Source organism: Microseira sp. BLCC-F43 (assembly GCF_041929235.1).
Classification (GTDB): Bacteria; Cyanobacteriota; Cyanobacteriia; order Cyanobacteriales; family Aerosakkonemataceae; genus Microseira.
In genome coordinates, this window is record NZ_JBHFNP010000181.1 from 1 (window position 1) to 26,004 (window position 26,004).

Annotated in this window: 22 protein-coding genes and 2 pseudogenes; 16 read left to right on the forward strand and 8 right to left on the reverse strand. The window is 47.3% G+C overall.

Translation table 11 applies throughout. The features are described from left to right. The 4 genes and pseudogenes from ACE1CM_RS25300 to ACE1CM_RS25315 all read left to right on the forward strand — a co-directional run. Nucleotides 1–1,192, forward strand: a pseudogene (locus ACE1CM_RS25300) (hypothetical protein); the annotation flags it as partial. Nucleotides 1,193–1,351: 159 nt separating this feature from the next. Then, nucleotides 1,352–1,627, forward strand: a complete 276-nt coding sequence (locus ACE1CM_RS25305; RefSeq protein ID WP_226592271.1) for a type II toxin-antitoxin system Phd/YefM family antitoxin — start codon at nt 1,352–1,354, stop codon at nt 1,625–1,627. Nucleotides 1,628–1,631: 4 nt separating this feature from the next. Beyond that, nucleotides 1,632–1,874 carry a type II toxin-antitoxin system RelE/ParE family toxin gene (locus ACE1CM_RS25310; RefSeq protein WP_374881520.1) on the forward strand — a complete coding sequence of 81 codons (243 nt, stop codon included), beginning with the start codon at nt 1,632–1,634 and terminating at the stop codon, nt 1,872–1,874. Between the two features lie 115 nt (nt 1,875–1,989). Beyond that, nucleotides 1,990–2,700: a Uma2 family endonuclease gene (locus ACE1CM_RS25315; protein ID WP_374881522.1), complete on the forward strand. Its 711-nt coding sequence runs from the start codon at nt 1,990–1,992 to the stop codon at nt 2,698–2,700. A gap of 81 nt (nt 2,701–2,781) precedes the next feature. Here ACE1CM_RS25315 and ACE1CM_RS25320 read toward each other — a convergent pair whose 3' ends face one another. From ACE1CM_RS25320 to ACE1CM_RS25335, 4 genes are all read right to left on the reverse strand, one after another. After that, nucleotides 2,782–3,885, reverse strand: coding sequence for a hypothetical protein (locus ACE1CM_RS25320; RefSeq protein ID WP_374881524.1), 1,104 nt, complete (start codon nt 3,883–3,885; stop codon nt 2,782–2,784). Between the two features lie 64 nt (nt 3,886–3,949). Next, the gene (locus tag ACE1CM_RS25325; protein WP_374881526.1) at nt 3,950–5,071 is read right to left on the reverse strand and encodes a M15 family metallopeptidase; all 1,122 of its coding nucleotides are present in this window, start codon (nt 5,069–5,071) and stop codon (nt 3,950–3,952) included. A gap of 214 nt (nt 5,072–5,285) precedes the next feature. After that, complete coding sequence (locus tag ACE1CM_RS25330) at nt 5,286–6,539, reverse strand: MFS transporter (protein WP_374881528.1); 1,254 nt, start codon at nt 6,537–6,539, stop codon at nt 5,286–5,288. 34 nt (nt 6,540–6,573) lie between these two features. Then, complete coding sequence (locus tag ACE1CM_RS25335) at nt 6,574–7,569, reverse strand: glycosyltransferase family 2 protein (RefSeq protein WP_374881555.1); 996 nt, start codon at nt 7,567–7,569, stop codon at nt 6,574–6,576. Between the two features lie 353 nt (nt 7,570–7,922). Here ACE1CM_RS25335 and ACE1CM_RS25340 point away from each other — a divergent pair, with 353 nt between their 5' ends. Beyond that, nucleotides 7,923–9,509: a glycosyltransferase family 39 protein gene (locus ACE1CM_RS25340; RefSeq protein WP_374881530.1), complete on the forward strand. Its 1,587-nt coding sequence runs from the start codon at nt 7,923–7,925 to the stop codon at nt 9,507–9,509. Between the two features lie 308 nt (nt 9,510–9,817). On the opposite strand, the gene ACE1CM_RS25345 is transcribed toward ACE1CM_RS25340, so the two are convergent. Then, the gene (locus ACE1CM_RS25345) at nt 9,818–10,477 is read right to left on the reverse strand and encodes an NlpC/P60 family protein (protein WP_374881532.1); all 660 of its coding nucleotides are present in this window, start codon (nt 10,475–10,477) and stop codon (nt 9,818–9,820) included. 94 nt (nt 10,478–10,571) lie between these two features. Here ACE1CM_RS25345 and ACE1CM_RS25350 point away from each other — a divergent pair, with 94 nt between their 5' ends. Both ACE1CM_RS25350 and ACE1CM_RS25355 read left to right on the forward strand, forming a co-directional pair. Continuing rightward, nucleotides 10,572–11,513 (forward strand): serine hydrolase, encoded by a 942-nt coding sequence (locus tag ACE1CM_RS25350; RefSeq protein ID WP_374881534.1) that lies wholly within the window; start codon nt 10,572–10,574, stop codon nt 11,511–11,513. Nucleotides 11,514–11,770: 257 nt separating this feature from the next. Further along, complete coding sequence (locus ACE1CM_RS25355) at nt 11,771–12,613, forward strand: hypothetical protein (RefSeq protein WP_374881536.1); 843 nt, start codon at nt 11,771–11,773, stop codon at nt 12,611–12,613. A 248-nt stretch (nt 12,614–12,861) separates the two neighbouring features. Here ACE1CM_RS25355 and ACE1CM_RS25360 read toward each other — a convergent pair whose 3' ends face one another. Beyond that, nucleotides 12,862–14,208, reverse strand: a complete 1,347-nt coding sequence (locus ACE1CM_RS25360; protein WP_374881538.1) for an ABC transporter substrate-binding protein — start codon at nt 14,206–14,208, stop codon at nt 12,862–12,864. A gap of 59 nt (nt 14,209–14,267) precedes the next feature. Here ACE1CM_RS25360 and ACE1CM_RS25365 point away from each other — a divergent pair, with 59 nt between their 5' ends. From ACE1CM_RS25365 to ACE1CM_RS25380, 4 genes and pseudogenes are all read left to right on the forward strand, one after another. Beyond that, nucleotides 14,268–14,774: a hypothetical protein gene (locus ACE1CM_RS25365; RefSeq protein ID WP_374881540.1), complete on the forward strand. Its 507-nt coding sequence runs from the start codon at nt 14,268–14,270 to the stop codon at nt 14,772–14,774. A gap of 207 nt (nt 14,775–14,981) precedes the next feature. Next, on the forward strand, nt 14,982–15,140 hold the full coding sequence (locus ACE1CM_RS25370) for a hypothetical protein (protein WP_374881542.1): 159 nt from the start codon (nt 14,982–14,984) through the stop codon (nt 15,138–15,140). Nucleotides 15,141–15,313: 173 nt separating this feature from the next. Further along, nucleotides 15,314–15,604 carry a hypothetical protein gene (locus tag ACE1CM_RS25375; protein WP_374881544.1) on the forward strand — a complete coding sequence of 97 codons (291 nt, stop codon included), beginning with the start codon at nt 15,314–15,316 and terminating at the stop codon, nt 15,602–15,604. Nucleotides 15,605–15,668: 64 nt separating this feature from the next. After that, a pseudogene (locus tag ACE1CM_RS25380) lies at nt 15,669–15,746 on the forward strand (hypothetical protein); the annotation flags it as partial. A gap of 38 nt (nt 15,747–15,784) precedes the next feature. Here ACE1CM_RS25380 and ACE1CM_RS25385 read toward each other — a convergent pair. Both ACE1CM_RS25385 and gntT read right to left on the reverse strand, forming a co-directional pair. Then, nucleotides 15,785–16,096, reverse strand: coding sequence for a hypothetical protein (locus ACE1CM_RS25385; RefSeq protein WP_374881556.1), 312 nt, complete (start codon nt 16,094–16,096; stop codon nt 15,785–15,787). 418 nt (nt 16,097–16,514) lie between these two features. Beyond that, on the reverse strand, nt 16,515–17,876 hold the full coding sequence (gene gntT / locus ACE1CM_RS25390; RefSeq protein ID WP_374881546.1) for a guanitoxin biosynthesis MATE family efflux transporter GntT: 1,362 nt from the start codon (nt 17,874–17,876) through the stop codon (nt 16,515–16,517). Between the two features lie 350 nt (nt 17,877–18,226). Between gntT and ric the strand changes: the two genes are divergently transcribed. The 5 genes from ric (at nt 18,227) to narH (ending at nt 25,802) form a co-directional block, all read left to right on the forward strand. Further along, nucleotides 18,227–18,955: an iron-sulfur cluster repair di-iron protein gene (ric, locus tag ACE1CM_RS25395; protein WP_374881548.1), complete on the forward strand. Its 729-nt coding sequence runs from the start codon at nt 18,227–18,229 to the stop codon at nt 18,953–18,955. 110 nt (nt 18,956–19,065) lie between these two features. Continuing rightward, the gene (locus tag ACE1CM_RS25400; protein WP_374881549.1) at nt 19,066–19,395 is read left to right on the forward strand and encodes a carboxymuconolactone decarboxylase family protein; all 330 of its coding nucleotides are present in this window, start codon (nt 19,066–19,068) and stop codon (nt 19,393–19,395) included. An 18-nt stretch (nt 19,396–19,413) separates the two neighbouring features. After that, nucleotides 19,414–20,385 (forward strand): cytochrome c, encoded by a 972-nt coding sequence (locus ACE1CM_RS25405; protein ID WP_374881550.1) that lies wholly within the window; start codon nt 19,414–19,416, stop codon nt 20,383–20,385. Further along, nucleotides 20,382–24,056 (forward strand): nitrate reductase subunit alpha, encoded by a 3,675-nt coding sequence (locus ACE1CM_RS25410; protein WP_374881552.1) that lies wholly within the window; start codon nt 20,382–20,384, stop codon nt 24,054–24,056. The genes ACE1CM_RS25405 and ACE1CM_RS25410 overlap by 4 nt, the downstream gene beginning before the upstream one ends. A 255-nt stretch (nt 24,057–24,311) precedes the next feature. Continuing rightward, nucleotides 24,312–25,802 carry a nitrate reductase subunit beta gene (narH, locus tag ACE1CM_RS25415; protein ID WP_374881553.1) on the forward strand — a complete coding sequence of 497 codons (1,491 nt, stop codon included), beginning with the start codon at nt 24,312–24,314 and terminating at the stop codon, nt 25,800–25,802. Nucleotides 25,803–26,004 lie beyond the last annotated feature (202 nt).

Here is a 26,004-nt window from a genome sequence, read left to right on the forward strand (position 1 = left end):
AGTTAAACCACTGCCGCCTGTGCCGGTACCAAAAATTGAAAAAGTTTTAACTAACAAAGCAAATTATGAATATCAAGAACCAATTCTTTTAAGTTGGACTATCAGCAACTCTAGTCAAATTAAAGAATTGAGAATTCTGCAACAGGGAAGTGATGGAGTGGTGACTAAAAACACAATTCCCTTGAGTCAATGCAAACCGCAACAATTAACCCCAGGAAATAATCCGGCAACTATCACCTGTGAAAATATCCGCATCACTCCCACTAAACCAGGGAGTTATACTTACAAACTCGAAGTGATTTCTAGGGAAAATCCTAACCAACCTTCAGATGTTAAAGAAACCGATACGATTGTAGTTAAACCATTACCAGTCCCGAAAATTGGTCAAATTTCCTCAACAAAGCCATTTTATGAGGCAGCTAAAAATGAGGAGATTATGCTAAATTGGGAAATTAGCGACGCCAAACAAATTAAAGAATTAAGGCTGATAAGTTTAGCTCCCGATGGCTCGGTAAACAGCCAATTGAAGCGGTATCCAATTATTAATAATACTTTGCCTGCTCAACTGAATAAATTCTGTACTTTAACGAACAATCTAACTTGTCAAAATGTGCCTACAGGAGCCAAACAAGCAGGTGACTACAATTTTAAACTGACGGTGATTCCCAAACAAGGCGAAGCGGAACCGGAGATTGCTAAGAATACTCCTAATATTAAGATTAAACCGATACCACCTAAACCCGCGACGCCGGTTAAGATTGTCTATTTTAAAATTAACGGTCAAGATGCGAGTGAAAAGCCGAAATACGTTTATGAAATTAATAAAGATAGAAAACCAGTCGATGTTATATTGTCTTGGAAAGTAGAGGATGGGGAAGATATTAAAGTTGAACTGCTGCCTTTTGGCGATGTGCAAAAGCCGCAAGGTGACAAAACTTACACGTTGAGTAAACCTCCCAGTAGCGTCACGATTACGCTGAGAGTAACCAATAAAGCTGGCGAGCAAACAACGCAGTCGGTTACCCTCGAAACTGTTGAACCAAGTCGGTTAAGTCAACCTCAAACACCTTCACCTGGAAGAACTGTACCCGGAGAAACTGTACCCGGAGAAACTACACCAGGAACTGCTTCACCATCACCAGGAACTCCGGATAGATTGTCGCCAATTGAATTACCACCTAAACCGGATTGAGGTTTAGGGAGAATTTCAGATTTTAGATTTTAGATTTTAGATTTTTGGTTGATGAAATATGAAATATGAAATTGGCAATCGTTTATTTTACTAATGCCAAGCGAACGCCAACTGTTTCGCGATATAATATTGATAAACATTGGAGCAAAGTAGGGCTATATGCAGAGCTATCCCGTCACAGAAGTCTCCCAGCGCTACAGAGAAATATTTGAAAATGCTGCAAAAGAGCCGATCCTTTTAACCGAGGATTCACAACCTAATTATGTAATTATGTCGGCTAACGACTACCAGCAATTGATGCAGCGCCTTGCGGAATTAGAAGATCGTGTTTTTGGTCAACTTGCTGAAACAGCACTAAAAAACTCACAAATGGTTGGCACCCAAATCTTTACAGCAGAACTTAACCGTCTAGCTAGTCAAGACAGCGAAGATTAATCACATGGCAAAGCTTGATGGTTTAAAAACCGTTCTCGATTTTCTCAAGGGTTTGCAGCCGAAAATTGCCGCACAAATTGCCAAAAAAGTATTGGCGCTAAACGTTGATCCTATACCATCTGATAGCCAAGAATTATGCGGCTATCCAGGTTATTATCGGGTGGATAGCGGCGAATATCGGATTGTTTACCGCTATAATCCAGACGAGGATTTGGTTGAGGTGATTTTAGTTGGTAAGGTGAGGTGAGGGCAATGATGATGAGGTTTACAAGCAACTTAAACGCTTGTTCGGGTGATTGAAGTTGTAGGCGATTCGTTACAATAGGGTGAGGAATTCTGTCTGCTGTTTTTTTCTGGTCGCCATGTCTCTTGCTCAAGACTTAGAAATATCGGAAGATGTCCTGGAAGAAGATGTTATATTTCCTCCTAGTGACTTATATAGCGACGAGCCGCCCTTGGAAACCGAACTGCACTTGCGGCAAATAATGCTGCTGCTTCAATGTCTAGAATCTTGGTGGCAAAACCGCAATGACTTTTATGCCTGCGGAAATCTCACCATCTACTACAGTCCCCGCCAGCGGAAATCCGAGAAATTTCGGGGGCCAGATTTTTTTGTAGTTTTAGGAACCGAGCGCAAACCGCGTAAAAGTTGGGTTGTTTGGGAAGAAGATGGTAAGTATCCCAATGTTATTGTAGAAATTCTCTCATCCAAAACTGCCGATACAGACCGGGGTTTGAAAAAACAAATTTACCAGGATAATTTCCGCACGCCGGATTATTTTTGGTTTGACCCGGATAGCCTTGAATTTAAGGGATTCCAGTTGGTAGGCGGTCGTTATCAAGACCTTGTACCGAATGAGAATGGCTGGCTATGGAGTCAGCAATTAGAGTTATATTTGGGCATTCACGAGTCAAAATTGCGTTTCTTTACCCCCGAAGGGCAGTTGATATTGACTCCTGAAGAAGCTGCCATTGCAGAACGGCAGCAAAAAGAGCAAGCTCAACAACAATTGGCAGAAATGGAGGCGTTATTGACTCGCTATCGCGAACGTTTTGGGGAATTGTCGGAGTGATGATTTGTGTGTGGCAAAAAGCAGGCGATACGCACCCACCAAGCAAAAATCAAAAAGAGTGCGATCGCTTGTTACCTATCTTCAACTTATTCCCACATATTCTTGCACTGCCGAATCAAAGTGCTTTGGTCCACTTTTGCTTCTATTGGCACTCTTTGCTATTAATTGTAAGTTCTCTTTGTTCCTGTAGACTGTTTCTACTTCTTCCCAGAGATATGCTCTAATCTGAATAGGTTGACCATGATGCTCAACCGAGACTTCATGCATATCTAATGAGTTGTAGATATGTTCTTTCCAATTCAGCTTATGGTCAATATCTAAGTAATCCTCATTACCTTTTCTATCTTTTTTGCGCGGCAGGTATTTGTTAGTTTTTTCGCACAAATATTCTGTTCGCTGCTTCTGGGGATTGTCTTGTTTTTTTGCGCTTTCGTATATCTCCTCATCGACACCTCCCCATGAAGGACGTTTAGGACCTTTTGAATCCATATACCACAAAAATTTTCCATCCTCAGTAGTTTCAAAGTTTGGGATAGAGGGTAGTAGATTCCGAGCTGGCTGCGAATCGCTAGCTGTTTGACTTGCTCTTGTCCGTTTTCTGGTGTCAGTGCGTGGCTGTGACAATGCTTCTTGTTCTTCCCTGTGCCTTTTTTTTGCCTCTGTATCCCTTGTAGTGACTCTTTGAATTAATCCTTTATCAGGTTGATCGTTGATTGTTGTAGATCTGTTTCCTGCCGATTTTTCTGTTGTTGAATTCTCTTCCAGATTCGCTGTAGCAGCCATCCCATCTTTACCAGGCTGGCGCTGCACCATCATCTTTGGGCTAATTTTCTCTTCATCCTCCTGTTGTGGCATCTCCAGGCGTTGGATGGTTCCGGCTTCTTGCTTCGTTTTCAGCTCATCTTCTGCTTGCATCTGTTCGCGCTGGACTGTCTGCCCTTGCTGTGGCTGCTCAGTTTGAGGCGCATTAATCTGAGTCAGCACTCCTGCTGGACTTTGGGCTTCTACGGTTACCCGACTCCAGTCAACGTTAGGGCGTTTTGCCTGTACTGAAGGCGTCTGCTGAGGCGCTGGCGCGTCGTAAACTGGGTCGGTGAAAGGTCGTTGCCAGGAAACCCCTTTCTGCACGGGCGGGGAAGAAGAATTCGATCTATTTTTTCTTTGGACTTGCCATTGTCTACTCATATTCCGCCTCTGCTCCTGTGAATTTTCCTATCAACCACCGATTTTATCCTCGAAAGAGTTTTGCTTACGGATTTGGTAGCTCGAAGTGCATGAAGTCCTTGGCGCTGCTCCACGTTCCTCCCCAATTTAAGCCAGCGCTCTGCAAGGCTTCCACCAGTGCTTTGGGCAAGTTGAGGAAACCATTAGCGGCGTATTTGTTGAGTGCAGAACGACGATTTTGGATTGCTTTTACCAGCTTTTTTTGAGCAGGCATATCTGTGGGGGTTGGCTTCTGCTTGCTCATATCTTTGAGCAGTTCCTTTTGTTGATCGACCCAGGAGTTGTTGAAGTTTTGCTTGAAGCGATCGCTTGCTCTTTGAAGGTTATCAAAGTTTGTCTCCGACAACAAACCACTCGGCAGCAACGAGCGGCAAATTGTGTCTATCGCCAGTACTTCCTCGGCGGATGTGATGTGCGGGTTGTTCTGGGGATTGATATCAATTGCTCTCCCCAAGGCGTGATTCGATAATTTATTGATATTGTCGTTAAATGTCCGAGGGACAAACGACCAAGTTCCTACCTCCAAAATGAAACTATGACCGGCAGAAGTCAAAGCAGTTTGGGCAGCATTCAGCGCTGCTTGCAAGTCTCTGTGTCCCTGAGTCGTGCGGTTGAAGAAAGTAATATTGACGATATTGCTGGCAATGTAATTCGCTGGGTTGTTAATCCCCCGTGCTTGGTATAACCGTTTCAAGTTCAGATAAGAACGATGGGGATCGCCATCAAAATTGTTACCGAAGTAGCCGTGAATACCAGCGTTACCATTCCATTCCCCGATAGCTGCTTCTATATAGTCCGCTGGGTTATTCACTCCCCAACTCGCCACCTGCGATCGCACCGCCTCATAAGCTTGCCAGGTTTTATAGCGCGCTTTGATATTGCGGTGAGTGTCCCACTCAGTCTGGGCTACAGGCGTTTGAGTCGCTACTTGCCGCTGTACCTGTGGCTGCACTCCTGCTGGACTTTGGGCTTCTACTGTTACCCGACTCCAGTCAACGTTACGGCGTTTTGTTTGCACTGAAAGCGTCTGCTTTGGCGCTGGCGCATCATAAATTGGGTCCCTGAAAGGTCGCTGCCAAGATGAACTTTTTTGCACAGGCATCGAAGAATTCCATCCAGATTTTTTCTGCGCCCATTGCCTGCTCATATCCCGCCTCCCCTACCCCTACATCTCAGTATTTTCCCTTAGTTTGCCATAGCCACTTCCAGTCACACCCAACAAAAAATAAATCTTTACTTGACTTGACAGCGAAAGTGTTATATATGGGTTTTTATATCGTTGACCGTTGCATCGGAATTACGACCTGTAGGGGGAATTAGCAATTAGCAATTAGCAATTAGCAATTAGCAAGAAACGCCAATCATTCCGATGCAACCGCGTAACTATCGCTTTCTTGACCTAAAGCGAACTTGAGGGAATGGGGTAGATTTTTATTGCACTGGGTGAGGAAGATGACTAGGGCTAGAAAAGCTAAGCCGGTGCTAAGGGTAAAGATACCTCGGTAGCCGAGTTGTTGGGCAAAAGAACCGAAAACTGGACCGGCGATCGCCATCCCCAAATCAAACCCACCCACGCACAGCGCAAAAACTCGACCGCGTTCGTGGGGCGAGGAACGATCGGAAATTAAGGCAATTACCATCGGAATGAAAGTACCGCTGCCAGCACCTTCGATTGCGCCTGCTAGCAAAAAACCAACGGCGCTATTAGCACTAGAGAGCATAAACATCGCCACGGTATAGCAGAGTAAACTACCAGTGATAAACAATCCGCGCCCGTAGCGATCCGAAGCGCGACCGATGAATAAGCGTAAACTGAAACTAGCGATCGCCGCAGCTGTATAAAACCAGCCAGGATTCAAATCCACCTTTGTTTCTCGGATATACAAAGGCACAAACGTACTCAACGCCCCAAAAGCCAAACCAATTAGCAGCATCACCAAGGTGGGAATTCGCAAGCGGGGACTCAGCAGCAGTCGCCAGAATGGACTGTTCGCACCTGGTGGTAAAGAGGTACCGCCAACTTCCCCCACACCCCCTTGCCCCCTTGCTTCCCGAATCGCCGCAGCACCGATGCCGCTGAAAACTGCCAAAAGCGCGGCGAGCAAAAATAAAGGCGGGTAACCTGCTTGTTCCTGTAACAATCCTCCCATCGCTGGCCCCAATGCGACCCCAATTGGTTGTACCAGACTCATATAGCCAATCAATTCTCCCCGCATGGCGCTGGGGGATAAATCGACTACTAGGGTGCTGTAAGCAGTAGTAAAGGCGGCGATACTGATGCCGTGAAAAGCGCGCAGGGCGATTAAAAGCGGAATCGACTTGACGAACAGATAACCCAAGGGTGCGATCGCTGCTACCACAATACCCAACAGCAAAACCCCTTTCCGACTCTGCCGATCCACCATCCGACCCAGTCTAGGGCGAAACAGCAACAGTCCGATGGCAAATCCACCCATTACCGTGCCAATTTCTTGTTTTGTACCGCCGATATCCTCTACATAGGTAGGTAAAGTCGGCAGTAGAGAAGCCATACTACACCAAAACAACAACCCAGCAGCAAATAGAATTACCAGGTTGCGGCGTACTGGCTTTTCCAGCGTCGAAAATACTTTCAACTTGTTTGTCCTTAGTTTTTTACCAATGACCAACCTATTGTGAACTATTTTTTCCGATTGGCTCGACAATTTCCCTCACCCGATAGATTGGTCTTCCTTGGGATTCGTGGTAAGTTCGCATCAACAACTCAGCCAGCAACCCGAAACTAAACAGTTGGACGCCAGTTAACAGTAACACAACTGCCAAAATCAGTAAGGGACGATTGCCGATTTCTTCTCCCAGTCCAATTTTTAAGAAAGTCAGATAGCCTCCCAACAGCGTCCCCAGGAACATAGAAATCAATCCTAACAGCCCAAAAACGTGCATCGGGCGCGTCAGGAATTTTTTCATAAACCAAATCGTTAATAAATCCATTAACACGCGAAACGTCCGCCCCAAACCGTACTTGCTGCTACCGTAGCGACGCGCGTGGTGACGCACGGGGATTTCGGTAATTCTCGCGCCTTCGATATAGGCTAAAGCGGGCAAAAATCGGTGTAATTCGCCGTAAAGGTTCATATCCGCCACCAGTTCGCTGCGGTAAGCTTTAAGCGAACAGCCGTAGTCGTGCAACTTGACGCCGGTAATTTTTCCAATTAGCCAGTTGGCGATTTTAGAAGGTAACAAGCGCGTCACGGCAGCATCTTGTCGGTTTTTGCGCCAGCCGCTCACCATGTCGTAACCTTCTGCTAATTTTGCCAGTAATAGCGGAATATCCGCCGGATCGTTTTGCAAGTCCCCGTCTAAGGTCACGATAACCCGACCGCGCGCGTAATTAAACCCCGCTGCCATAGCTGCTGTTTGACCATAATTGCGGCGCAACAGCACGACGCGCAAGTCGGTACGCGCCTGCGCCTGTTGTTTGAGTAGTTCTGAAGAACCATCCTGGGAACCATCATCGACGCAGATCAGTTCGTAAGTCAGGTCGGTAGCGCTTAAACTGGTAGCGATCGCTGCGATTAAGCTGGGAATGCTCTCGACTTCGTTGTATATTGGCACAACTACAGACAATTCTGGCTGACTGGAGTTCGCAGGAGTCGGCGCTCCCATTTCTTCAGTCAATAACGAGATTTTCATTCATTTCAACCATCTAAAAGCATTCCCGTGGGGAATTGTTACCTAATATTAATATCAATTGCAACCGGATTCCGCAAAATGCTTTTATATTGTAGATGCCTGGATCATCAAATTCAAAAAACCCCTACTACAACAGACTAAGTATAGCGCGATTCCCCAGGGGTATGGCAGTATGGTGTTCTGCCGCGAGAGATGGGTGCCCCCTGAAGAACGACAATCTCACTTTCACACCCCAGTTCACTATCACTTAAAATCCATTACATATCAGTAAAATTTTGCCAATAAAAAATATTCACTAGCTGTCTAAAAAATCAGGTAAAACTATCATGATTACTCAAAGCACAGACAATACCGGAAGCAAGTTAATCAATCAATGGTGGAACATGCCGCCATTTTGGTGGCGGGGTTTAATTGTAATATTAGTCATTTTGGGGATAGTTTTGCGGTTCGGTAGTTTGGATAGTAAATCTTACAGTCATGATGAAGCTTATACTTCTTTAAGAATATCTGGCTACACGCTACAAGAAGTGCGCGATAGCGTATTCGATGGTCGGGTAATTGAGGTGAAAGAATTGTACAAATATCAATACCCAAATTCTGAAAAAAGATTCACGGATACGATCAAAGGTTTAGCGATTGAAGAAGCACACCTACCCCCGCCTTATTTCCTGATGGCAAGATTGTGGGTGCAGTGGTTTGGCAATTCAGTAGCAGTGACGCGAAGTTTATCTGCGGTTTTTAGTTTGCTGGCATTTCCCGCTGTTTATTGGTTGTGCTTAGAATTATTCGATTCGCAGCTAGTTGCATGGGTAGCGCTCGCAATTTTTAGCGTTTCTCCCTTTCACATTTTATACGCCCAAGATGCACGGTTTTATAGTTTATTTATTGTCACAATTTTATTAGCGAGCGCCGCTCTGTTGAGAGCCATGCGCTTACAAACAAAATTCAGTTGGAGAACTTATGCAGCAACAGTTGCACTGGGATTTTATACGGTTTTGTTTTCATTTTTGGTTACTGGTTCCCACGCCCTCTATGTAGCTGTAGTTGAACGCTTTCGATTCACTAAAAATTTGAAGGCTTACTTACTAGCATCCCTAGCTGGTTTTTTAACCTTCGTTCCTTGGATTTTAGCAATCGTTATGAACGCTACCCAAGTCGCCAAAACGACAGGCAGCGCTCAAAATAGTTCAAATATATTCGTTTTATTGAGGAGTTGGATATTAAATTTAAGTCGCGTTTTTATAGATGTAGAAATAGGAGAAATTACGGCTCCTATTGTTTTAATTTTAGTTGGATATTCACTTTATTATTTATATCGAAAAGCCCCGGAAAAAGTTTCAGTATTCATATTTACATTAATTGGAGTAACGGCAATATCTTTAGTTTTGACGGATTTAATATTAGGTTGGAAGTTAACTACAAGATCGAGGTATCTAATTACCAGCTATGTGGGAATTCAACTAGCTGTTGCTTACCTTTTTGCTTCAGGTATCGTCGCTATTAAATCCTCAACGCAGCAGTTATGGAAAGTAGCAATGGCTTTACTAATCTCAGCGGAGCTGGCATCATGTGCAGTCAAAATTTTACCAGAAGCGGGAATTAGAAGCGCCAGCGATTACAATATAGCTCGCTCGAAGATTATCAACAAAGCGACTCGTCCACTTTTGGTGAGCAGCAATAATTCCCTCAATCCTGGAGATATACTAGCTATGAGTTCCCTGCTAGAACCAAAAGTAAAACTTCAGCTAGTAATAGAGCCTAATATTCCCAAAATTCCCGACGGTTTCAGCGATGTATTTTTGTACAATACTTCCAGTAAAATTCAAACAGAACTGGGTAAAAAGTACAAGATAAAAATAGTCGATGAGCGAGCTAAAATCTGGCATATGGAAAAGAAAATCGTTAAGAGGTAATAACTCAAGTTGCTAGTTACATCCAAGAAAGCAGGGAATAGGTAATTGGTAATGAGTAATTGTCAAGAGTAGGGGCGGGTTTTACAGACAGAAACCGGGTTGGCGTGCAAAATTGTTGCTCCAAGAAAGAGATATAGGTAGAAACCAGGTTTCTGAGTCAAGAAACCGGGTTGGCGTGCAAAATTGTTGCTCCAAGAAAGAGATATAGGTAGAAACAAAGGTGATGGCATCGTTAAAGTGTGCCCCTATTACCAATGAATCCAATTACCAATTACCAATTACCAATTACCAATTGCGTTACTTGATCGCTACTTTGGTTGATAACTGGCTACGACTCGACCCGCACAGCGCAATTGCTGATAATAAGATCGACTAACATCATCTCCCGCATCTGAAAGCGGATCGATGGCAATGCCATTGCGACCCATTTTTTGACCAGAACTGTGGATATAGTATCCTTCTCCTAGATAGAGTCCGACGTGGGTAGCTTTTTGGGGCGTACCAAAAAAAACCAAATCTCCTGGTAACAATTCCTCAATCGGGATACGCTGGGTAAAAGCTTCCTGCTGGTAGGCATCTCTGGGTAACCAAATACCCGTCGAAGCAAAAGCAGCTTGCATCAGTCCGGAACAATCATAATTTGGCCCTACCGTACCACCCCAAAGATAGCAGTTTGGCTGTTGCATCGCTTGTTTGGTAAAAGCGATGACCGAGGGTAGTTGATTGCGGATGTCTGTAAAAGAGAGAGCGATCGCGCGATAAACTGTTGTCGTCTCCTCGAGGAAGATCTTATCCCCAATCGGCAACCAACCCGGATAATCATCTTCGCACAGACACACCCCAACAGCCTTATCATTATCTAGGGACACCAAGCGCAAGTGACGCAAAGACGCCGCCTGCGTTGCCAAACGGCTGCATTCAGGGGAATCATAGAGATTTAGATTAACTCGACATCGATATTCGGGCATAGGTAATAGGTAATTGGTCAAGTGCGAGGTTGCTAATTGCTAAATGCTAATTGCCTTTTTACCAGCCATTAGCCATTAGCCATTAGCCAATCAAATGACATTTTTTCACAAAGACGAACAACTAGAATTATTAGGCTCGCGCATCCTAGAGTCAACCTGGGCCGAATTTCCCACCCTAGAACGCAATCAAATCGCCCTTACCTGGATTGTCTACGATCCGCCGGTCCCCGTAAATACCGGCGGCGCATTGAGTGCGGAAGCTTTCTGGAAGTATCCCATTAGAGGCTTTGAGTATCGCGGTACTCAACGGATCTACCCCGCTAGCGTCGTCAAGTTATTTTACCTCGTCGCGATCTACGAATGGTTAGAAAAAGGCGCAATCCAAATCACCGCTGAATTAAATCGAGCCATCCGCGATATGATTGTAGACTCCAGCAACGATGCCACCAGTTTAGTGGTAGATGTATTAACAGGAGTCACTAGCGGGCCAGAATTACCCCCAGGTCCGTTTGAAACCTGGAAATTACAGCGCAACATCGTCAATCGCTACTTTCAATCCCTTAATTGGTCTGAATTACAGACAATTAACATCAATCAAAAAACCTGGTGCGATGGTCCCTATGGACGCGAGCGCATTTTTGTGGGAGCCTCGTTAGAAAATCGCAACATGCTGACCACAAACGCCACCGCCCGATTATTGCACAGCATTGTAGGCGGAGTCGCAGTTTCCGCCAAAGCATCCCAAGCGATGATGGCAATATTGCAACGCAGTCTCAACCCGGATGATTTAATTACCAATAGGGACGAAAATCAAATAACGGGTTTCCTGGGTGGCGGACTACCCCAAGATGCTCAAATTTGGTCTAAAGCTGGGTGGACAAGCGCTGTGCGTCACGACGCGGCTTATATTGAAATACCAGACTTGCAACCCTATTTGTTAGTTGTCTTTACAGAAGGCAAAGCCCACAGCCAGAACAAGGCAATTTTACCCTTTGTTTCCCAGCAAGTTGCGATCGCCATCGATGCATCAGTCTAAAAATGCAGCGAAGTTGACACTGACGCGGGGACGCCCCGACGCGGAGACAGGTCGAGTTTTAATTATGGGTGATTTGCGGAACATGAAATTATATCATGTCCTTTGTATATAGTCGATTGTGCGAAAAACTCTCCCACCTGCTCACCAGTTCACCTGCTCACCTCCTGCCTAAGATGGGGGGCATTTGGCGCTTTGCGGTAAATTGGAGACGTAGCGTTAAATCTGCGCAAAAATTTCGCTTTTGTAGAGGAGTGACCGTGAACCAAAAGATTCTTCAGCGTGCTGCTGTTATAGTCAGTCTCACAGCCGTTGCTAGCGTTACCAACATCGCCAGTGCAAACAGCGAACCTCTGGCGACTGACACGGCGACTAGGAACCTTGCCGACTCGAACCCACAGTTTGTCAAAAACACCGCTGCTAGTGAGTCAACTTTAGACTCGATACCCGCAGCTTTGAATGCAAAATCAGACCAGATAGATAGCGTTCTAGCCTCTTTGGAGCAACAGCCACAATCAATGGTATCCCAACGAACAGTTACACCCCCACCCGTTCCAGGTACTGTTGACACCTCCGCTGCAACGCTTTTGACACCACCTACCACCAACCCATCCCGTACAACAAATGTTAAATTAGATACTCCAACCGTTGCCCAAGCTGAACTAGACCCTGGTCGCCCCACTCGTTCTGGCTCCAGCTATATCGGTATCGGCGGCAACATCGGTATCGGCGGCGAAACGGCGATCGGGGAATTTGGCTTTGCTGTTTTTAGTAAAATTGGGCTGACGCAACGCTTTTCAATTCGTCCGGCGATTGTAGTTTCGGGGGATGCAGATATCCTGATCCCGTTAACTTTTGATTTTCCCATCCAAGCAGAACCTTTTGAAAGAGTTAATTTTGCTCCCTACGTGGGTGCTGGCGCCATCATCACCACTTCCGATGACAGCACGGTTGGCTTTTTGCTCACTGGAGGAGTCGATTTACCTTTAACAGAGCAATTTACCGCTACCGCTGGCTTAAATCTAGGATTTAACACCGATACTGTGGGTGTGGGACTCATAGTCGGTGTGGGTTATAACTTTGGTACGGGATTCCGATTTTAGATTGGGGCATGGGGAGATGGGGGGATGGGGAGATGGGGGGATGGGGGGATGGGGAGATGGGGAGATGGGGGGATGGGGGGATGGGGAGATGGGGAGATGGGGAGATGGGGGGATGGGGAGAATCTACATTCAAATTCCCCTCTGCCCCCCTGCCGCCCTGCCCACCTGCCGCTTTTGCCCCCCTGCCGCCCTGCCCACCTGCCGCTTTTGCCCCCCTGCCCCCCTGCCCCCCTGCCCACCTGCACCGATTATTTGGGACTAACTTTACCCGTTACGGACAACTTACCAGTGGGTTCCACCTTCCACACATCGTAGCTACCAACTACGTCGCCGTTTTGATCGATATCCACGTTGCCGCTGGCACCTTGGTAATTGATGTCTTTGCCTTGGCGGACTAACTCCAGCGCTTTGCAAACATCGCTAACTTCTTCACCGGGAGCATTGGCAACTTCCCGGATTTTACTTTTAATCCCTTCGCCTGTATTAGACTTAGCCGCTTCTGCCGCCAGCATCAACAAAGCAGTTGCATCCCAAGTTTGGGGCGCATAGGCATCCACCGCTCTGCCTTGTTTTTCTTTCCAGAGTTTGGCAAATTCTGTCAGTGCTTTACCATCCGCACCCGGTGTCGTGCCAACTGCTCCGGCTAGGATAAACTTGCCATCCCCAGTTTTACCGACTTGCTCTGGAAAAGTGGGCGAATAAACCCCATCGGTGAGCATCACGGTTACTCCTTGACTCACCCCTTGCTGAAACGCCGATTTCAGGAAAATACTGCCGGTTTCGGCATAAAGCACCGCAACTACACCATCTGGCTTCCCGGCAAACGCGGCGGCGGCTTCGGTATCGAATGTGGTAGCTTTGGGGTCGTAGCGTGTGGGTTTGGCTTTGTTGACTACAGTACCGCCTTGTTTCTCGAAAGCTTCCACAAATGCCTTTTCAAACCCGACGCCGTAGTCGTTATTAATCACCACCGTAGAAACGCGCTTGAACCCTTTTTCCTTGGCAAGGTTGGCAAGTGCCGCTGCTTGGTAGGTATCTGGGGGAGCAGTACGCGCCCAAAAACCTTGAAATTCGCCTTTTTTCGCCCGCTCGGTAAATACGGGACTGGTACTGCCAGGGGAAACTAACATGACTTTATTCCGCACGGCAATATCGACGGCGGCGCTAGAAACGCTGCTGGCAAAGGAACCTACCACACCGGCAACTTTGTCTACTTCGGCGAGTTTGGTCATTGTCGCCGCTCCCGCTGCGGGGTTGGTTTGGTCGTCTTCTGCCACGAGGGTAACGGGTTTGCCGTTGACGCCGCCGCACTTGTTAGCAGTTTCCACTGCCATCGGCACCGATGCAACCATCGCCTGTCCGATGGAAGCGAGGTCGCCTGTAGAGGGCAGGAGCGAACCTATTTTCAGTCCTCCCTCGCCGCCTGCTGGAGTCGCGGCGGTTGTGGGAGTCGCGGCGACGGGGCTAGCGGGGGCGGGACTAGTGGCGCTTGGGGGCGTTGTGGTGGTGGTTTGACAAGCTGTGACTAGCAAACCTGTGGTGAGGGTGGTGAGGGCAAGCGCAACTGCTCTTTTCTCTAATTGCGGTCTGTGCATACGTCTTCAACCTTGTTTACAATCTGAAAGCAAAACTGACTCAAATCTTAAATCTATCTTTGGGTTCTTTACAGAACCTTGACCATGTTTCTTCTGGAAAGATTCTAGATCGGGAAAGGGATGAAAACTGCTTGTGGAGCAGCCAGCATCGAGGGGCGAATGCCCACAGCCATTGGCTCCACTTTCTTAACCTGTCACCAAAAATGCGCAGGTCTGCCTCCGGGCTAAAGACATGGGTCCCAAGTGCTACAGCGATTTTAATCCCAGTCAATATTGTATGTTATGATATTACAAACTCAACAATTTGTGTGATGGCTAAAACAGTTTCAAGCAAGGCAAAAACCCTTTCATTCGTAACCGAAATACCACTGGTAGTATCGGCTACAGATGAAAGGGTTTTGTTGTCTAGGTTTGAGGATCTTTGGCAGCTTTATAACGCCTGCTATTGCGAAGCGATGCGGCGTTTAAAGTTGGTTAAGCAATCAAAACTGTACCAATCAGCTAGAAAAATTAAATCCAACAAAAAGGAGAAACAGAAAGCTAATGCCTTAGCAAGCGCTGCCTAGGGGTATAACGAATACAGTTTACATGCCTTCGCTACCATCGTCAGACGATCTTGGATAGGCTTTCATATAGACTCCAACACAGCCCAGAAGTTAGCTAATCGCGCGTTCAACGCATCGGAGAAAGTAGCCTTCGGTATCGCCAAAAAAGTCAGGTTCAAAGGTAAGAACAAGCTAGATTATTTAGAAGGAAAAGTTAATACAACCGGCATGAGGTGGCATCAAGAACAATTGGTGTGGGTCAAGCTGAAACTTCAACCTTTCTGGCGCGGCAACGATGGGGTGATTCTTCATGGATTAAGTAGTCGAGTTAAATATGTACGACTGGTGAGCCGACGTTTAAACAATATCGCTATTACGCCCAATTAGTTTGTGAAGGTAAACCATTCAAAAAACCCAAAAACAAGATTGGCTCTGGAGTGGTTGGATGAGATATTGAGCCATCCAGAATAGCAATTGTTGGAGAGGAATCGGCTAGGCTGGATTTATTCGCACCTGAACTAAAGTATGTTGAAAAAGAAATACGCCGATTACAACGGCGGATGGAAAGATATAGGAGGGCAAATAATCCAGACAATTACAACGCTGACTTTGTTGACGGTAAAGGTAAAAAGAAAAAGGGAACCGTCAAAAAAGGTTGCAAGAAGTGGAACGATTCTAAAACTTATCGATCAACGAGGATCGCTAAGGCTAACCTCGAAAGAAAGCTGGCGGCGCATCGCAAGTCATTACACGGGAGATTAGTCGATGAAATTCTGAGACTAGGAAACACGATCAAACTAGAGAAACTTGACTACAAGGCAAAGACATTGGTTGTTGGGAAAATCTGTTAGTCTTCGCTTCCCTAGAGAATTCGTGTCTCATTTAAAACGCTTGGCCCAAAGCGCTGGCGTTAATGTGGTTGAATTTTCCACGCAGACAACTAAGCTATCTCAAACTTGCCATCAGTGTGGAACCACAAAAAAGAAAAGCCTCTCAACTAGAGTCCACAAATGTGATTGTGGAGTCCTTTGTCAGAGAGACTTATATTCCGCATTTTTGGCAAGATTTGTAGAAAATGACCGGCTCCAAGTAGACAATGCTTTTCTTGCATGGTCGGGTGCAGAACCGTTCCTGCTGGCGGCAAGGAGACAGGCGACCCAAACAACTAACTTGCGATTAGGAGGGCAAGTCCCTTCTTCCTTTGGAAAACCTCCTCCAGTCAGAGCGAGTCGCCACAAAAGTTCTAGTTGTTGATACTGAGATTCACCGATGTTGTACCTACAATTAGGGAGAGCCTCCAGAGAGGTTGATAGCGTTGCGTGAACCCCCTCGTCTTTAGACATGGGGTGGCTCAGGAATGCTCTAAGACAAAGCACAGGAGAAATTACCGACCGACGCTCCAACTACCGAAAGCACTGTCGCCAGCAATCCCATCGCCTCTTTTAGCAAGTCAAATGATGCTCAGAAGATTGGCACTCCCTGCTCAAAACTCTCCATAATCATTTAGCAACATGGTAATGGCGTTCCCAGGCGACCGCCTGGGTCACGAGCGTAATGGGTAATTGTACTGAGGGCAAAAGCCTGTTAATCCAATTACCAATTACCAATTACCCATTACCGCTGTCACAACTATTAACTAGCAACTTGATTTATTAGACATCTGGTGACAATCAATGTAGAGAAGTTACATGTAACGTCTCTACAAGGGTTTCAGGTAACCCATGATTAATTTCACCAGATGTCTATGGGACTATTGACTTTTTAATATCTGGGTAGTAAATCTTGATTTGGTAGGTTTTTGCTATCCAGTGTCTTAGGTAATTGTGACCCCAGCACTACAATCATGACGGTCATGTAACAAACCAGCGCCATCCATAACAGGTGATTATTGTGGAGATACCATGCTGTTGCAGCTAGGGGTGAAAAACCGATTGCCAAGGCTAAAAGCACAGTGTTACGAATAATTGCACCTTCTTTTAAACCAATAAAGTATCCTTCTAACATGAAAGCGATCGCAGTTAATCCCAAAAGCGGTAGTAGCCAAATTACATAACTACTAATGTGTTCGTTCACCTCTGCATGATTAGTCAATAATCCAAATACTGGCTCTGGGAATATCACAGAGCCGATGGCAAAAACTAGGGCAATAAATAAACTGGTAATTACAGAAATACTCAACAATGGAATCATCTTCTCTGTTGAACCTTTACCCTGAAAATTGCCAGTCAAGGTTTGTGTTGTCATCCCTACCCCTTGGATGGTAAATTGACTCAACAGAGCAATTTGCAACAGCAATCCGTTTTGTGCCAAGGTAATTGTTCCCATTGTGGCACTCAAATTTGTAAAGATGGCATAAGTAGAAATCAATACTAAAAATCGCACCAGAATGTTGGTTTTGAGAACAACAGTTTCTTTTAACGCCACCCAATCAAAAACCTCTTGTAAGGCGGCTGCTAATTTTGCCCATTGAATGCTCAAGCACACTCCCACCAAGCCAGTCACTAACGCCAAATACTGACTAACTGCTGTAGCCAGTCCCGCTCCCATGCTTTCCCATCCCCACTTGACAATCATCAAATAGTCCAGCAGAACATTAGAACCATTACCAATGACAGACATCAACAACACCAGACTATTCATTTCTCGCCCCGTAAACCAACCAATCAATACAAAATTGAGCAACACCGCCGGAGCTGCCCAAATTCTGGCATAGAAATAGTCAGTTCCAGAACTTTCAATTTCTGGAGAACCGCTTAAAATCCAGAACCCCAGTTTTTGAATTGGGTATTGTAACAACAAGATGATTAATCCCAGTCCCAGCGCAATTACGGCACTCCGCATCCCCACTAATAATATAGTTTTGTGGTCATCCATCCCCACGGCTTGTGCAGTTAAGGCGTTGACACTGGAGCGCAAAAACTTTAACACCCGGTAAAGGTAGTCAAACAGTATAGTGGCTAGAATGACTCCTGCTAGGTGGCGGATATCTGCTAAATGTCCCAAAAAGGCTATGTCAACAATACCCGCCAAAGGAACCATCATGTTGGAAAGCACGTTAATGCTTGCCATGTTGTAAAAGCGTGGTAAGAAGTCATACTGGAGTGAGACTGCTGCAAGTCGCATAAGATTGAGTGGATCGAAGCTATTGATTTAAATTGGAACTATTTAATTTTAGGCGATAGTCCACTGGTATTTTTAGCTTCAGGGGGCGAATTGCGCCCCCAAACCATAACAATTCAGAATTAAGAATCTTTTAAGGTCTGTTTTGACTTAAGTCAAGGAATACCAAAAGTCGTTCGCTTACGCTTGAAAGTATTGATGAAGTCACAGGAAAAGGCAGATTCAAGCTTGCAATTAGGAGGTTTTCGGGAATCATCCCATCGTGAAATCCGCGCTCCTAACCTTCGCCAGAAGTGAGTTGGGGCGAGAGAAAACCAAATGTAAACCACCTAAATCCAATCTAGGAGGCAGCTATGACAACCTTTCAAATTCACGATACCGTAGGCGCGATTGTGCGCGATCGCCCTTCCCTTTCCCGCTGGTTCGAGCAAGCCAAAGTTGACTACTGCTGTGGTGGCAAAAAGACCCTCGAAGAAGCCTGCCGCCAGGTTGGAATCGACCCCCAAGGGTTTTTGGCTCAACTGGTAGCCAGTAACACCTCAGACGAAGAACCAGAGGTGAATATAGCGACTTTATCCCTGACGGAACTCGCCGACCGCATCGAGCAAACGCACCACGCTTACCTACATTCTGAGCTACCGCGCCTAGAAAAAATGACGGCGAAAGTTGCCGCCGTACATGGGGATAAGGAACCTCGCTTGCATCAAATTAAGGCTGTATTTCTGGCGCTATCCCAGGAACTGACAACGCACCTGATGAAGGAAGAACAGATTTTGTTTCCAATGATTCGGCAGCTAGAATCCAAGGAAACCCTGTGTTTATTCCAGAGTGGCTATCTTGCTAACCCAGTGCGCTGCATGGAGTTCGAGCATGAGGAAGCGGGTATCGCCCTGGCACAACTGCGCCAACTCACCGACGACTTCACCCCGCCAGAGTGGGCTTGCAATACCTATCGTGCGATGCTGGATGCTCTTGCCACGTTTGAACAAGATATGCACCAGCATATTCATAAGGAAAATAACGTGCTGTTTCCCCGCGCGATCGCAATGGAACAAGAAAAAGCGGGTCAGCTTTTAGTTTAGACAGCTTTGATGCTGGGAAAGCAGGCTCAAATTGTCCATCTATTGCTTGTATCTGCGTGTCGAGGCGATCGATACGTTGTAAGGGTGTAATCGGTAACTTGGAGATTTTTATGAATGCGGAAGCTTTTCCTACTCCCCCAGAAATCTATCAGCAGTTTGTTGAACGCTATCCCAAACTGGAAAAAGCTTGGGAGGAACTGAGTGAGGCCGGTCGAGAAGGGCCTTTGGATGCCAAAACGGTCAGATTAATTAAGTTGGGAATTGCGATCGGCGCGATGCGAGAGGGAGCGGTGCGTGCCAATGTGCGTAAAGCGATCGCTCTCGGTATTTCCCAGGAAGAAATCGAACAAGTCATTGCCTTAGCCGCAGCCACTCTGGGGATGTCTGCTACTGTAGCCGTTTTCTCTTGGGTACAAAGCGAACTGAGTAAAAACGCTTAAAACAAAGGTGAAAAACCTATGGAATTCATGTCACGGCTGACTCAGCAATGGCAACGCTGGTGGTGCTGCTGGGGCAGATCGTTACTGGTAATGCTATTGACCAGCGGCATCCTGTGGTTCGCAAGTATGCCAACCGCAACAGCCGCTACCGCAGAAGAAGGAAAAACGCTGTTTGAACAATCCTGTGCGTCTTGCCACTCGATCGATGGGAGTGGCGCCAGTTATGGCCCGGATCTAAAAACGGTGACGCAAAGACGCGATCGCAATTGGCTAGTAAATTGGATTGCTGCCCCAGAGAAAGTTATTGAATCGGGAGATGCGATCGCCAAAGAGTTAGTTGACAAATATTACGGCGTTCCGATGCCCAATATGGGTTTGCAATCGGATCAAGTTGAATCGATTGTGGTTTATCTGGAAAATGCAGCGGGTAATGCGATCGCCACCCCACCAGAAACAGAAGCACCAGCTACCGCCCCATCAATTGCTGGTGATGCCAATATTGGACAAAAGTTATTTGCCGGAACGATTCCGTTTCAAAATGGCGGTCCCGCTTGTATGTCCTGTCATACGGTGAATCCGGTAGGAACCTTACGCGGCGGCACGCTTGGACCGAACTTAACGCACATTATCGATCGCTACAGCGAAGTCGGTCTTCAAGGTGTATTGCCCACCTTGCCATTCCCGACGATGCAAAGCATTTATCAAAACAGTCAGCTGACAGAAGCAGAACAAGCTCATCTCCTGGCTTTCTTTAAAGCAGCCAATCAATCGGAAACAACAACGAACGCAACATCCCCCCAACCCCCCTTTGAAAGGGGGGCAAGGGGGGATCGCAGCACCCAAACTGCATCTTTCCATCTGTCTCCGACTTGGAAATTCATTTTGCTGGGTGTGGGGGGTTTTCTCCTGCTGGCATTACTCAGTCAGATTACCTGGCGCGATCGCCTCACAGGTGTACGTCAACGTTTAGTTGAGGGACAAAAATCATGAGTTGGATTAAAGACATCATCAACCCCGATTTGCGCCAGTGGGAAGAGTTTTACCGCAATCGCTGGCAGCATGACAAAGTAGTTCGCAGCAGTCACGGCGTCAACTGTACGGGTGGTTGTTCCTGGGCTATCTACGTCAAAGATGGCATCGTTACCTGGGAAATGCAGCAAACCGACTATCCGGAACTAGAAGCGGGTATCCCTCCCTGCGAACCGAGAGGGTGTCAGCGCGGGATTAGCTACTCCTGGTACATCTACAGTCCGATTCGGGTGAAGTATCCCTACATGCGCGGCGTGTTGATCGACTTGTGGCGCGAAGCAAAACGCCAATACGCAGATCCCGTCGCCGCTTGGGAATCGATTGTACAAAATAAAACTAAGCGCCGTCAGTACCAACAAGCCAGAGGTAAAGGCGGAATGCGCCGCGCCAGTTGGAATGAAGTGCTAGAAATTACCGCCGCATCCACAATTTCTACGATTAAGCAGCATGGCCCCGATCGCGTGGTTGGCTTTTCCCCGATTCCCGCCATGTCCATGCTGAGTTATGCAGGGGGTTCCCGCTTCCTGCAATTAATGGGGGGCGTGAATTTAAGCTTTTACGATTGGTACAGCGACCTCCCCAACGCCTCGCCGGAAGTGTGGGGCGAACAAACCGATGTGGCGGAAGCCGCAGATTGGTACAAGTCCCGCTTCATCGTGTCAATGGGGTCAAACCTGAACATGACCCGGACGCCAGACGTTCACTTTGTCGCTGAGGCGAGACACGCGGGCGCTAAGTTTGTGGTCTTCTCGCCGGATTTCAGCCAAGTTGCCAAGTACGGCGATTGGTGGATTCCCGTTAATGCGGGTCAAGATGGTGCCTTCTGGATGGCGGTTAACCATGTCATTCTGAAGGAATTTCACGTTGAAAGCCCTACCGAATATTTCCTCAACTACCTCAAACGCTACAGCGATGCACCGTTTTTAGTGGTTCTGGACGAACAGGATGGGGCATACCGCGCCGGACGCATGATAACTGCCGATCAATTTGCCGAATACCAAAACGTCGAACACGCTGAATGGAAATACTTGGTATTTGACCAAATCGCTAACCGTCCTCGGATGCCCCAAGGCACGATCGGGTTCCGCTGGCAAACCCAAAAGGGACAGTGGAATCTAGAAATGAAAGACGGACTCGATGGGGCAGAAATTGAACCGCTATTGACTTTTTTGACTAACCATGATATTAGTTTGCCGGTTCAATTTACGGATTTTGCGGCGGAGAAGGTTTGCCACCGGGAAGTCCCCGTCAAGTACCTAGAAACCGAGTCGGGTCGGGTAGCCGTCACCACGATCTACGACCTGCTGATGGCGCAGTTTGGAGTTAGCCGAGGGTTAGCGGGAGACTATCCCCAAGATTACGATGATGAAAGTGCGCCCTACACTCCGGCATGGCAAGAAAAATTCACGGGGATTGACCGCAAGACGGTGGTGCAGTTTGCCAGAGAGTGGGCAACTACAGCAGAACGCACCGAAGGCAAATGCTCGATTATTATCGGGGCAGGCATTAACCACTGGTATCACAATAATTTGATCTACCGCGCCGCGATGGTGGGGTTAATGTTGTGCGGTTGTGTGGGACGCAACGGCGGCGGATTGAACCACTATGTGGGTCAAGAAAAACTGGCTCCCATGTCTTCCTGGACTTGTCTGGCGATGGCGTTGGATTGGGTGAAACCGCCTCGGTTACAGAATGCGCCTTCCTTCCACTACGTTCATACCGACCAGTGGCGCTACGATCGCAATTTAATCGAAACTCAATTAGGTTCCGATCCTAGTCACACAATGGATTGGCAGGTAAAAGCGGTACGCATGGGATGGCTGCCTTTCTATCCCCAGTTCAACCGCAACTCGCTGGAATTGGTAGAAGCAGCCAAAGCAGCAGGAGCAAATACCGACGCCGAGATTCGTCAGTGGATTGTGCAGCAACTGCAAAGCGGTGAGTTGAAATTCTCGGTGGAAGATCCAGATGCGCCGGAAAATTGGCCTCGCGTTTGGTATATCTGGCGCGGGAATGCGCTGATGTCCTCAGCGAAGGGACACGAGTATTTCTTAAAGCATTATCTGGGAACTCATACAAATGCGATCGCTGACGAACTCCCAGAAAATCCCTGCCAAGAAAACGTCGTCTGGCGCGAACAAGCACCCGAAGGCAAGTTGGATTTGGTAGTAAATATCAACTTCCGCATGGATACATCGGCGCTTTACTCCGATGTCGTTCTCCCCACCGCCACCTGGTACGAAAAGAACGACCTCAACAGCACCGATATGCACTCCTACATTCACCCCCTCACCGCCGCCGTTGCGCCTTCATGGGAATCTAAGAGTGACTGGGATATCTTTAAAGCTTTAGCCGAAAAAGTCAGCGAACTGGCAAAAGTTCACCTACCAAAACCAATCGCGGATCTTGTTGCTGTCCCCTTACAACACGACACCCCCGCAGAAATTGCTCAACCTTCGATCAAAGACTGGGCGAAAGGAGAATGCGAACCGATTCCCGGTAAAACCATGCCCAACTTTGTCGTAGTCGAGCGCGATTACGTCAATTTGTACAATCGCTTTATTTCCCTTGGACAATCCGCGAAAAAAGACGGTATGGGTTTGCACGGGCTTCATTGGGAAACTGGCGATTTGTACGATGAATTAGTCGCAAACCAACCCGTACAGGAGTGGAATGGACAAAAGTATCCCTCGGTTAAAGATGCCGTAGAAGCAGCAAATGCGATCCTCCACTTCGCCCCCGAAACCAATGGCGAAGTCGCTTACCGAGCATTTGAAGCCGAGTCGAAAAAAGTAGGATTGCCCCTCACCGATTTAGCCGAACCAACGCGGGGCGTGCGCTATCAATTCAGCGATTTAGTGCAACAACCGCGACGGCTGCTGAATAGTCCCTGCTGGACGGGCATTATGACCAACGGACGCCCCTATTCTGCCTATTGCTTGAATGTGGAACGTTTGGTGCCGTGGCGCACCCTGACGGGGCGGCAGCATTTCTACCTCGACCATGAAGGATACATCGCCTTTGAGGAAAACCTGCCGACTTACAAGCCAAAACCCGATGTGCGCTTGGCGGACGATTTGGTGATGCTAAATGGATCCCCCCAACCCCCCTTAACAAGGGGGGATCAAGAGCAACCCCCCTTAACAAGGGGGGATCAAGGGGGGATCGATAAAACGATTGTGCTGAACTATCTCACCCCGCACGGGAAATGGCACATTCACTCGATGTATTCCGAAAACCACCGGATGCTGACGCTGTCTCGCGGGATTGAACCCTTCTGGATTAACGATAAAGATGCAGAAGCGATTGGGATTGTAGACAACGACTGGGTGGAAGTGTTTAACGATCACGGCGTTGTCGTCACGCGAGCGGTAGTGAGCGCCCGCATACCTCAAGGGATTTGCATCATCTACCACGTGATGGAGCGCACCATGTCAATACCCAAGTCGCCAGAGCGGGGCAACCGCCGTGCTGGGGGACACAACAGCTTGACGCGGATTCGCCTCAAACCCGTGTTGATGATGGGGGGCTACGGACAGTTCAGCTATGGCTTTAACTACTGGGGTCCCACGGGTGTCAACCGCGACACGTTTGTGGCGGTAAGGAAACTCAAGGGCGAACCCAAGTTTTAGAACCTCTGTAGATTCGCAAACCAGATCCCCCCCAGCCCCCCTTAAAAAGGGGGGAGCAAGAAAAAAGAAAGAGGCTCAAAGTCACAGTTTTCGAGAGAAAGAAAGAAGCTCAAAGTCACAGTTTTTGGGAGAAAAAAAGCGGCTCAAAGTCACAATTTCCGAGAGAAAGAAAGATGCGCTCAAAGTCCCCCTTATTAAGGGGGATTTAGGGGGATCGAACCAAGGCTGCTTGTTAGAAATAGAGAGGAGAACACAATGGACATTCGCGCTCAAGTTTCGATGATGTTCCACCTGGATAAATGCATCGGTTGTCATACATGCAGCATTGCCTGTAAAAACGTCTGGACCGATCGCCAGGGTACGGAATATATGTGGTGGAATAACGTAGAAACCAAACCGGGAACGGGTTATCCCACCCAATGGGAAGACCAGGAACAATACAAAGGAGGATGGAAAAAAGAAGGGGATGATATCGAATTGCGAGCGACCAACAAAGCCAAAGGACTTGCCAACATTTTCCATCAACCTTATCTGCCCAGCATCGACGATTATTACGAACCCTGGACTTACAAATATGGCGATTTGATTGATGCTCCCGCAGGCGACGATCAACCTACAGCGCGTCCAGTTTCGCTGATTACGGGAGATGATATCGATATTCAGGCAGGCCCTAACTGGGATGATGACCTGGGTGGTTCCCCAATCTATGCCGCCAACGATCCCAACCTGGATGCACTCACTCCAGAAGAACGGGAAACCTTGTTTGAAATTGAGCGGTTGGTTTTCTTCTATTTACCTCGAATTTGCAACCATTGCGCCAATCCGAGTTGCGTCGCATCCTGCCCATCGGGCGCACTCTACAAACGGGGTGAAGATGGCATTGTCTTGGTTAACCAAAATGTCTGTCGCGGTTGGCGTTATTGCGTTTCTGCTTGCCCTTACAAAAAGGTTTATTACAACTGGAAAACGGGTAAGTCAGAAAAGTGCATTCTCTGCTATCCCCGTCTAGAAACCGGACAAGCGCCTGCGTGTTTCCATTCTTGTGTAGGTCGGATTCGCTACTTGGGAGTGGTGTTATACGATGGCGATCGCATCCACGAAATTGCCTCGGTGGATGAGTCGCAATTGGTAGCTAAACAACGAGAACTAATCCTCAATCCCTTCGATCCAGAAGTAATTGCCCAAGCAGAACGCTCTGGCGTCCATTCCTCAGTCATTGAAGCGGCACAAAAGTCCCCAGTGTACAAGTTCGTCAAAGAATGGGAATTAGCCCTTCCCCTACATCCAGAATTTCGTACCCTACCCATGTTGTTCTACGTACCGCCACTGCTACCGATCGCAGGCAAGGTAGAAAATGGCACCTACAACACGAACAGTGAGGATTTCTTTAGCTCCCTCGAACGCGCCCGCATTCCGATGCAATACATGGCGAAACTGTTTACCGCAGGCAATGTCGATTTAATTGAACAAACCTATCGCAAATTAATGGCAGTTCGCTTATACAAACGCGCCGAAGAGATGCAGCATTTAGAGCATCCAGAAATTAAAGAAGCCTTGAGCAAAGCGAAAGTAACAGCAGCACAATGTGAAGCGATTTACCGCCTAACTTCTCTACCCACAATGCAAGATCGGTTTGTGATTCCGCCGATGCACCGAGAATATGCGATCGCTCTCATGGAAGATCCAGCCACACACAAAGGCTCCACAGGTATCGGCTTCCGCACACCCCCAGAGCGAGGACTTTAGTAGAACTGTTTGTAGTAAGGGCTAAAGCCCTTATTCTGAGGACTGAAGTCCTCACTACGAACCTCTGTAGAACTGTTTGTAGTAAGGGCTAAAGCCCTTATTCTGAGGACTGAAGTCCTCACTACGAACCTCTGTAGAACTGTTTGTAGTAAGGGCTAAAGCCCTTATTCTGAGGACTGAAGTCCTCACTACGAACCTCTGT